Annotated in this window: 5 protein-coding genes and 1 pseudogene; 4 read left to right on the top strand and 2 right to left on the bottom strand. The window is 71.4% G+C overall.

Annotated features, from left to right (window positions below; genetic code table 11):
- Together AB1578_20685 and AB1578_20680 are read right to left on the bottom strand one after the other, a co-directional pair.
- Nucleotides 1–410: electron transfer flavoprotein subunit alpha (locus tag AB1578_20685; protein MEW6490312.1), on the bottom strand; the 410-nt coding region annotated here is incomplete at its 3' end.
- A gap of 53 nt (nucleotides 411–463) precedes the next feature.
- On the bottom strand, nucleotides 464–1,363 hold the full coding sequence (locus AB1578_20680) for an electron transfer flavoprotein subunit beta/FixA family protein (protein MEW6490311.1): 900 nt from the start codon (nucleotides 1,361–1,363) through the stop codon (nucleotides 464–466).
- 282 nt (nucleotides 1,364–1,645) lie between these two features.
- On the opposite strand from AB1578_20680, the gene AB1578_20675 reads away from it, so the two are divergent.
- From AB1578_20675 to AB1578_20660, 4 genes and pseudogenes are all read left to right on the top strand, one after another.
- Nucleotides 1,646–2,572, top strand: a complete 927-nt coding sequence (locus AB1578_20675) for a TIGR01777 family oxidoreductase (protein MEW6490310.1) — start codon at nucleotides 1,646–1,648, stop codon at nucleotides 2,570–2,572.
- Nucleotides 2,569–3,021 (top strand): pyridoxamine 5'-phosphate oxidase family protein, encoded by a 453-nt coding sequence (locus tag AB1578_20670; protein MEW6490309.1) that lies wholly within the window; start codon nucleotides 2,569–2,571, stop codon nucleotides 3,019–3,021. The genes AB1578_20675 and AB1578_20670 overlap by 4 nt, the downstream gene beginning before the upstream one ends.
- A gap of 797 nt (nucleotides 3,022–3,818) precedes the next feature.
- A pseudogene (locus AB1578_20665) lies at nucleotides 3,819–5,231 on the top strand (DEAD/DEAH box helicase family protein).
- 829 nt (nucleotides 5,232–6,060) lie between these two features.
- A complete protein-coding gene (locus AB1578_20660; GenBank protein MEW6490308.1) occupies nucleotides 6,061–6,735 on the top strand; it encodes a four helix bundle protein in 675 nt (224 codons plus the stop codon).
- The last annotated feature ends 605 nt before the right edge of the window (nucleotides 6,736–7,340 follow it).

Raw genomic sequence — 7,340 nt, 5'->3', positions numbered from 1 at the left:
GCGATCCGGTCCTCGAAGTCGTCGATCTGGAGGTCGGTGCAGTCCGCCGTGAGCCCCGCCGTGAGCGTCGAGGCGACCCGCGGCGCCAGGGAGCGGCCCGCCACGGTGGCCCCGAAGAGGAAGATGTCGGGCTGTTTCTCCCGGGCGAGGCCGGCGATTACCCGGGCATAGGGGAGCGCCGTAAAGGGCTCCAGCCGCGGGTCCTCCGCCAGGAACACGTTGTCGCACCCGTAGGCGTGGAGGATCGGCGCCAGCGACGCCCCCGAGGCCCCCAGGAGGACCGCCTCGGTCCGGACCCCGAGCTCCCGGGCGAGCTCGCGGCCCTTGCACACGAGCTCCAGGCTCACGTCGGCGATCTTGCCGCCGTGCTGCTCGATGAACACCCAGACGTTTCCGCGCTTCTCGCTCATGTGCTCCTGCCCGCTCCACGGCCTCGGCCGGATAGGTTGCCTCGGGAAACTCGCTACACGAAGACGTGGTCTGCGACGAGCTGCTGCACGAGCCCCCGGATGCCCTCCTCGGTGGCGGGAATCTCCACGTAGTCGCGCCCCGTCAGGACCACGCTCTCCACCTTCTTCACCTTGGTCGGGGAGCCCGCGCCCCCCACCCGGCTCTCGTCCGCCCCCACGTCGGAGGCCGACCACTCGTGAATCCAGAGCCCCCGGGCCTTCAAGCGCTCTTCCTCGGCGGCCAGCGCCTCGGCGCTCTCGTAGGTCCGGCCCGCGTGCCGGGAGAGGAGCTCCGAGCGGGTCACGGCCTTCTTGTAGCGCATGAGCCGCTTGGCCCCCGCCGGCCGGGGGGTGTTGGCAGAGGAGAGCACGGTGAAGAGGGCGGGCAGGGGCACCTCGGCCACCTCGTAGCCCCCGTCGATCACGTTTCGCACCCGGGCGCGCCCGTCCTCCACCGAGAGCACCTGCTCCACGTAGGTGACCTGGGGCAGGCCGAGCTTCTCGGCGAGCTGGGGCCCCACCTGGGCCGTGTCGCCGTCGATGGCCTGGCGCCCGCACAGGGCCAGGTCGAAGGGCCCGAACCTGCGCGCGGCGCACGCCAGCGCGTAGCTCGTGGCCAGGGTGTCGGCGGCGGCGAACTTGCGGTCGGTGAGGAGGATCGCCTCGTCCGCGCCCATGTAGAGGGCGTGCCGCAGCACGTTGACCGCGCCGGGGGGGCCCATGGTGCACACGGCCACCCGGCCGCCGAACCGCTCCTTGAGCTCCAGGGCGAGCTCCAGGGCATTCAAGTCCTCGGGGTTGAAGATCGCGGGCAGGGCCCCCCGATTCACGGTGCCGTCGGGCTTCATGGCCTCGCCCGAGATGTTCTTGGTGTCGGGGACCTGTTTGACGAAGACCAGGGACGTCAAGCGCAACGCAGTCCTCCAGAACGGGTCTCGCGGCAGGGGACAGGAAGGAAACCACCGCTTCGGCGACGGGGATTGGAAAGCTTCGAGGTTTTACCAGGCCGGAGCCGGGGTCGTCAATTGGTCATCCGGAATCTGCGGGCGCTCCCCGCGCGCCCGCCGCCCCGGATTCGGGCTGTCTCGGTCGTCCTTGCCGTCCTTTGTGTCGTTGCGCCCCCGGCCCGTTGACGTCCACCGGGTCCCCGGCTACCTTGGCGCCTTCCGGAAACCCGGCCTCTCGGCGAGGTGGCCATGCGCATCTTCGTGACCGGCGGCACCGGCTTCGTGGGGGCGGCGCTCCTTCCGGCCCTGCGGGCCAAGGGGCACGGCGTGGTTCTCCTGCGCCGGCCGGGGGAGGGCGGCCCTCCCCTGCCCGAGGCAGTGGAGGTGGTGGAAGGCGACCCCATGCGCCGGGGCCCCTGGTGGGACCCCCTGGAGGGGTGCGACGGAGCGGTGAACCTGGCGGGAGCGCCGGTCTTTCAGCGCTGGGATGCCCGAGCCAAGGTCCTGATCCGGGAAAGCCGGCTCGCCACCACCCGAAACCTGGTCGCATGTCTTCCCAAGGACAGGCCCTTCGCCCTCGTGAGCGCCTCCGGGATCGGCATCTACGGCGACGCCGGAGAGGCGGAGCTCGACGAGACCTCGCCCCCCGGCGACGACTTCCTGGCCCGGGTGGCCCGCGAGTGGGAAGAGGAAGCCCTGCGCGGAGAAAGGCGGGGGGCCCGGGTCGCCCTGGCCCGGCTGGGGATCGTCCTGGGCCCCGGCGGCGGCGCCCTGGAACCCATGGTCCGCGCGACCCGCCGCTTCGCCGGGGGCCCGCTGGGCACGGGACGCCAGTGGACGGCCTGGGTCCACCGGGACGACGCCGTGCGGGCGCTCCTCTTGCTGCTGGAGCAGGCTTCCACCCGCGGGCCCTACAACGTGTGCGCCCCCGAGCCGGCCCGGCAGGCCGACGTGGCCCGGGCCCTGGGCCGGGTGCTGCACCGCCCTTCCCTCCTCCCGGCGCCCGCTTTCGCCTTGCGGGCGCTGCTGGGCGAGTGCGCCGGGGTGATCCTCGCCAGCCAGCGGGCGCGGCCCGTGCGCCTTCTGGAAGCCGGCTTCACCTTTCGCCACCCGACCCTGGAGGAATCCCTGCGCGACATCCTGGCGCCGGGCCCCCAGCGGGGAGCCGAGTCGTGACGGCAGGCGAGGCAGACAGGGGGGCCGTCCGCCGGCTCCTGGAGCACCAGCGCCTCGGAGTCCTCTCCACCCAGGGCGGGGGCCAGCCCTACGCAAGCCTGGTGGCCTTCGCCCCGAGCCGAGACGGGCGGTTCCTCCTGTTCGCCACTCCCCGGGCCACCCTCAAGTTCCGCAACCTGGCCGCCGACCCGCGGGCTGCGATCCTCGTCGACGACCGAAACGAGGGACGCGGCACCCTGGGCGCCGCCGCGGCGGCCACCGCCACGGGCCAGACCGAAGAGGTGCCCGAAGCCGAACGGGAGTCCTTCCGGCGCGCCTACCTGGCCCGCCACCCCCACCTGACGGCCTTCCTGGACGACCCCGCCTGCGCCCTGCTGCGCCTGCGCGTGGAAACCTGGACCCTGGTGCGCCAGTTCCAGGAGGTTTCCCACCTCCCCGGAGAGCTCTGAGGGATTACCGGAACATCCCCCTCCAAATCGAAATCGCTATCGCTATCGGTATCGGAATCCAAATCGAGGACGCCTTCGATACCGATCCCGATACCGATACCGATTCGAACCCGCTTCCCCGCCAGCAGAGATGCCCTGTTTTCACGGGCCTCGGTATAGATAGCCTCTCGCGCGAGTTGGGCCAATCTCGAAGCGCCGTCCTCCAACGCAGACACGGCAACCCCGGGGCCTGTGTCCGATCGTCACGGGTACAGTCGAGAACGTCGAGTTGGCCGCCGCCACGCCCCTGGTTGAAGTCGTCCCGGAATTACGGTCTAATCGCCCCATCGGTGCTGCGAGACGGGAGGGGAAGGTGGACCGGAGCTCGGAGCCATACGGGGTCGCACCCGCCAAAGGGCCACGTGTCTCGCACGGAGCGGGGCAGGTGGCCTTTGTCCCTTCAAGGGCGAGGTAGGCGCGTGCTCTCCCTCCTCCCCGGCACCGAGGTCCGCGCCCGGAGCCTTCGCTGGGAGGTCGTCCTCTCCCAGCAGCTCGGCGGGCAGACCCTCTACCGCCTCCGGGGCCTCGACGGCGCGCTCCGGGGCCGCGAGCTCGATCTCCTCCACCCCTTCGAGCCCATCGTCCCCGTGGTCCAGGGCTTCCAGCCCGAGCGGGCCGGGCCGCTCCCCAACTGGCTCGTCTACCACGAGGCCTTCCTCCTGGAGCAGGCCCTCGGCCCCTACGCCCTCCTGGCGGTCCAGCCCGGGCGGCTCAAGATCGAGCCCTACCAGCTCGTGCCCGTGCTCCGGGCCATCCGCATGAGCCGGGTGCGGTTGCTCCTCGCCGACGGGGTGGGGCTCGGCAAAACCATCCAGGCCGGACTGGTGCTCACCGAGCTCATGGCCCGGCGGATCGCCCACCGGGTTCTCATCGTCTCGCCCGCGGGGCCGCTCCTGCAGCAGTGGAAGACCGAGATGCTCGGCCGCTTCGGCCTGCGGTTCGACACGGTCGATCGGGCACGGCTCGAAGAGATCCGCCGGTCGACCGAGCTCGGCGCCAACCCCTTCGACCACGTGCCCCTGGCGCTCGCCTCCATCGACTTCCTGAAACAGGAGCGGGTGCTGGAGCGCCTGGAGCAGACTGCCTACGACGTGGTGATCCTGGACGAAGCCCATCACTGCATGGATCTGGGCGCCGCCACCGAGCGGGAGGACTCCCAGCGTCGGCGCCTGGCCCAGGTGCTGGCCCGGCGCTGTGACGCTTTCCTCATGCTCACGGCCACGCCCCACGACGGCAACGACCGCTCCTTCGCCTCGCTCTGCGAGCTCCTCGACCCGTCGCTCGTCGACGGCCACGGGGCGCTGCGGGGCGAGGCGTACCGCCACCACGTGGTCCGGAGGCTCAAGAAACACGTCAAGGATCCGGCGACCGGCGCGCCCCTCTTCCGGGAGCGCCTGGTGCGCCCCGTCCCCGTGGACGCGAACCCTGCCGCCCACGGCCCCTTCGTGGAGCTCCAGCGCTCGCTCCTCGACCTCGTAGCCCCGGAGCTCCGCCGGGCGTTTCGGGCGCGGCGCTACGCCGACGTCCTCTCCTTCATCTCGCTCCTCAAGCGCAGCGTCTCCACCGTGGCCGCCTGCGCCTCCACCCTCCAGGCCGTGGCCTCGCGGTTCCAGGGCCTCGTCGCCCAGGAGGCCGAGGGCCAGGAGAGCCGCCGGCAGCGCCTCGGCACCCTTCGGGACTACCAGCGAAAGATCGAGCGCTTCGGGGTCGCGAGCGCCGAGGAGGAAGAGGAGCGCCACGGCCTGGAGACCGAGGACCTGGCCCAGCAGCTCGCGACCCTCCAGCGGGAGGTCCGGTCCGGCTCGCGCACCCTCTCCCGGTCGGCGAGCGTGGTGGAGGCCCTGGACAACCTCGTGGCGCTGGCCCAGGAGGCGAGGCCCCACGACCCCAAGCTCGCCCAACTCGCCGCCGAGATCGAGGCCATCCGGGCGCAGGAGCCCGGGGCCAACGTGCTCGTCTACACCGAGTACACCACCAGCCAGGCCGCCGCGGCCGAGGTCTTAAGGGCCCGGGGCCTCACGGTCCTCACCCTGTGCGGGGACGATGACGAAGCCACCCGCACCCGGGTCACGGAGACCTTCCGCACCCGCCACGGCCTGGTCCTCGTCTCCACCGACGCCTCGGCCGAGGGCCTGAACCTCCAGGACCGCTGCCACCATCTGCTCCACCTGGAGCTCCCCTTCAACCCCAACCGGCTCGAGCAGCGAAACGGCCGCATCGACCGCTACGGCCAGACCCGCGACCCCCAGGTCGGCTACCTCTTTCTCCGGGGCACCTTCGAGGAGCGGATCCTCCTGCGCCTCATCGCCAAGTACGAGCGCCAGCGGGCCCGCCTCACCTTCGTGCCCAACACGCTGGGCCTCGCCACCGCGAGCGGCGCGGCCAACGAGAAGCTCCTGAAGGGGCTGATCGAGGAGGAGGGGATGCTCTTTCGCACCGAGCCGAGCCGAGCCGAGCTGGATCTGGAGGCCGCGGCCGAGGGCGAAGGGGCCGACGAGGCCACCCGCGAGCTCCTGGAGGAGATCGACCGCTCCCTCAAGGGCTTCGAGAGCGCCTGCCGCACCCACGCCTGGCTCGGCGACGCGGGGCTCAATGCCGAGGAGAAGCTCCTGGCCGAGGCGGGCTTGGCGCGGGCCGAAGGCGAGGCCGAAAACCCGGTGGACCTGCCCCGCTTCGTGGCAAACGCGGTCCTCTTCGACGGAGGCCGCCTGGACGGCGACCCGGCCGACCCGTGTTTCGCCGTGGGGCTCCCGAGCACCTGGGATCACGGGCTGGAGAACCTGCCCGGACACGACCCCGACGCCCGATGCGTGCGGCTCACCACCCGGCTCGAGCTCACCGCCGACCCCCAGGGTCGCCCTCTCGGATTCCTCGGCCGCGCCCACCCCCTGGTCCGCCGAGCCCTGGACCGGGTGCGCCACGTGAGCTTCGGAGCATCCGCTGGAGGCCTCGGCGGCATGGGCGAGGACCCCCGGGTGAGCGCCGTCTCGGGGCCGGTCGATGCGCCCACGCTCCTCTTTACCTTCCTGGGGCGGGTGTCGAGCCGGGCGGGCCGGGAGTTCGAGCGGGTGCTCGCGGTGGCCGTACCCGGGCCGGGCGCCGGGAAACCCCGGTTCCTCGCAACCCCGGGCGAGTGGCGCCCCCTGGCCCGGCCCGACCGGGCCGTCCGCACCGGCGGCCTGTGGGAGAAGCACTTCGCGTCCTGGGCCGAGGGCAGGAATCAGGAGTCAGGAGTCGGGAGTCAGGGGTTTAAGGAGGATCCGGATGGCAACGGTCCAGACGCACCAAGATCTTCAGGTGTGGCAGAAATCGATGGACCTGGTGGTCGAGGTCTATCGTGTCGCGAAGGGACTTCCGAAAGTCGAGCAGTTTGGGCTGGTCTCACAGATGCAGCGGGCAGCAGTGTCGATTCCGGCAAACATCGCGGAGGGGCATGGCAGGTCGGCGACGGGGGCGTACTGCAACCATCTTTCCATAGCACACGGATCACTGATGGAGTTGGATACTCACCTGATGATCGCGGAACGGTTGGAGTACCTGGAACCGGAGGCGCTACAGCCCCTGTTGGCGCGGACGCGGGAAATCGGACGAATGCTCCACGGGCTGATGAGAGCTCTGCGGAGTCGGGAGTCAGGAGTCGGGAGCCAGGGGACGACGGGCACTCGGTCTCCCTGAATCCAGACGCACGTCTCCTGGATCCTGCTCTTCCGAATCCCGACTCCCGATTCCCGAATACTGCTTCTCCTGAATCCCGAATCCTGAATCCCGAATCCTTGGCCCGCGCGCTCGCGGGCCGGGGCTTTGCCCCCCTGGCAGACGCCTTCCGGGCCGAGCGCCGGAAGGCCTTCCAGGCCGAGCTGGCCCGCCAGGAGGAGTGGCTCCGGAAGCGCGCCGAGGAGATCACGGGCACCGGCGCCCAGCCCAAGGTCCAGGTGGACCTCTTCGCCGCGGCGCCGGCTGGCGCGACCACGGCCAAACGCCCCTGGGCGTCCGCCACCGAGCCGGAGGAGAGGCTGGCAGGGTTCTCCGCCGACGGCAGCCAGCACCCGGCCCACCGCAGCGAGGCCGACGGGGTGCTGCGCCTCTACCGCCAGCGCGCGGCCGACCTCGCGGCCCGGCTCGACCTGGCCGAGCCCGAGCTCGTGCCGCTCGGCCTCCTGATGATCGTCCCGGAGGGCGGCCGTGGCGTTTGACGTCCTCCACCACTGCTCCTTCCTCGGCCCGGCGCTCCCCGAGCCCTTCGTCCAGTTCGAGCTGGAGCGAGAGCTCCAGCGCCTCGG

Source organism: Thermodesulfobacteriota bacterium, from assembly GCA_040756475.1.
Classification (GTDB): domain Bacteria; phylum Desulfobacterota; class Deferrisomatia; order Deferrisomatales; family JACRMM01; genus JBFLZB01.
The sequence above is the reverse complement of the archived record's forward strand: the minus strand, read 5'-3'. Positions and strand labels throughout refer to the sequence as shown.

Excerpts from the sequence above, each read along its gene's own strand:
- AB1578_20675 (MEW6490310.1), top strand. The coding sequence starts at position 1,646 with ATGCGCATCTTCGTGACCGGCGGCACCGGCTTCGTGGGGGCGGCGCTC.
- AB1578_20660 (MEW6490308.1), top strand. The coding sequence starts at position 6,061 with ATGCGCCCACGCTCCTCTTTACCTTCCTGGGGCGGGTGTCGAGCCGGG.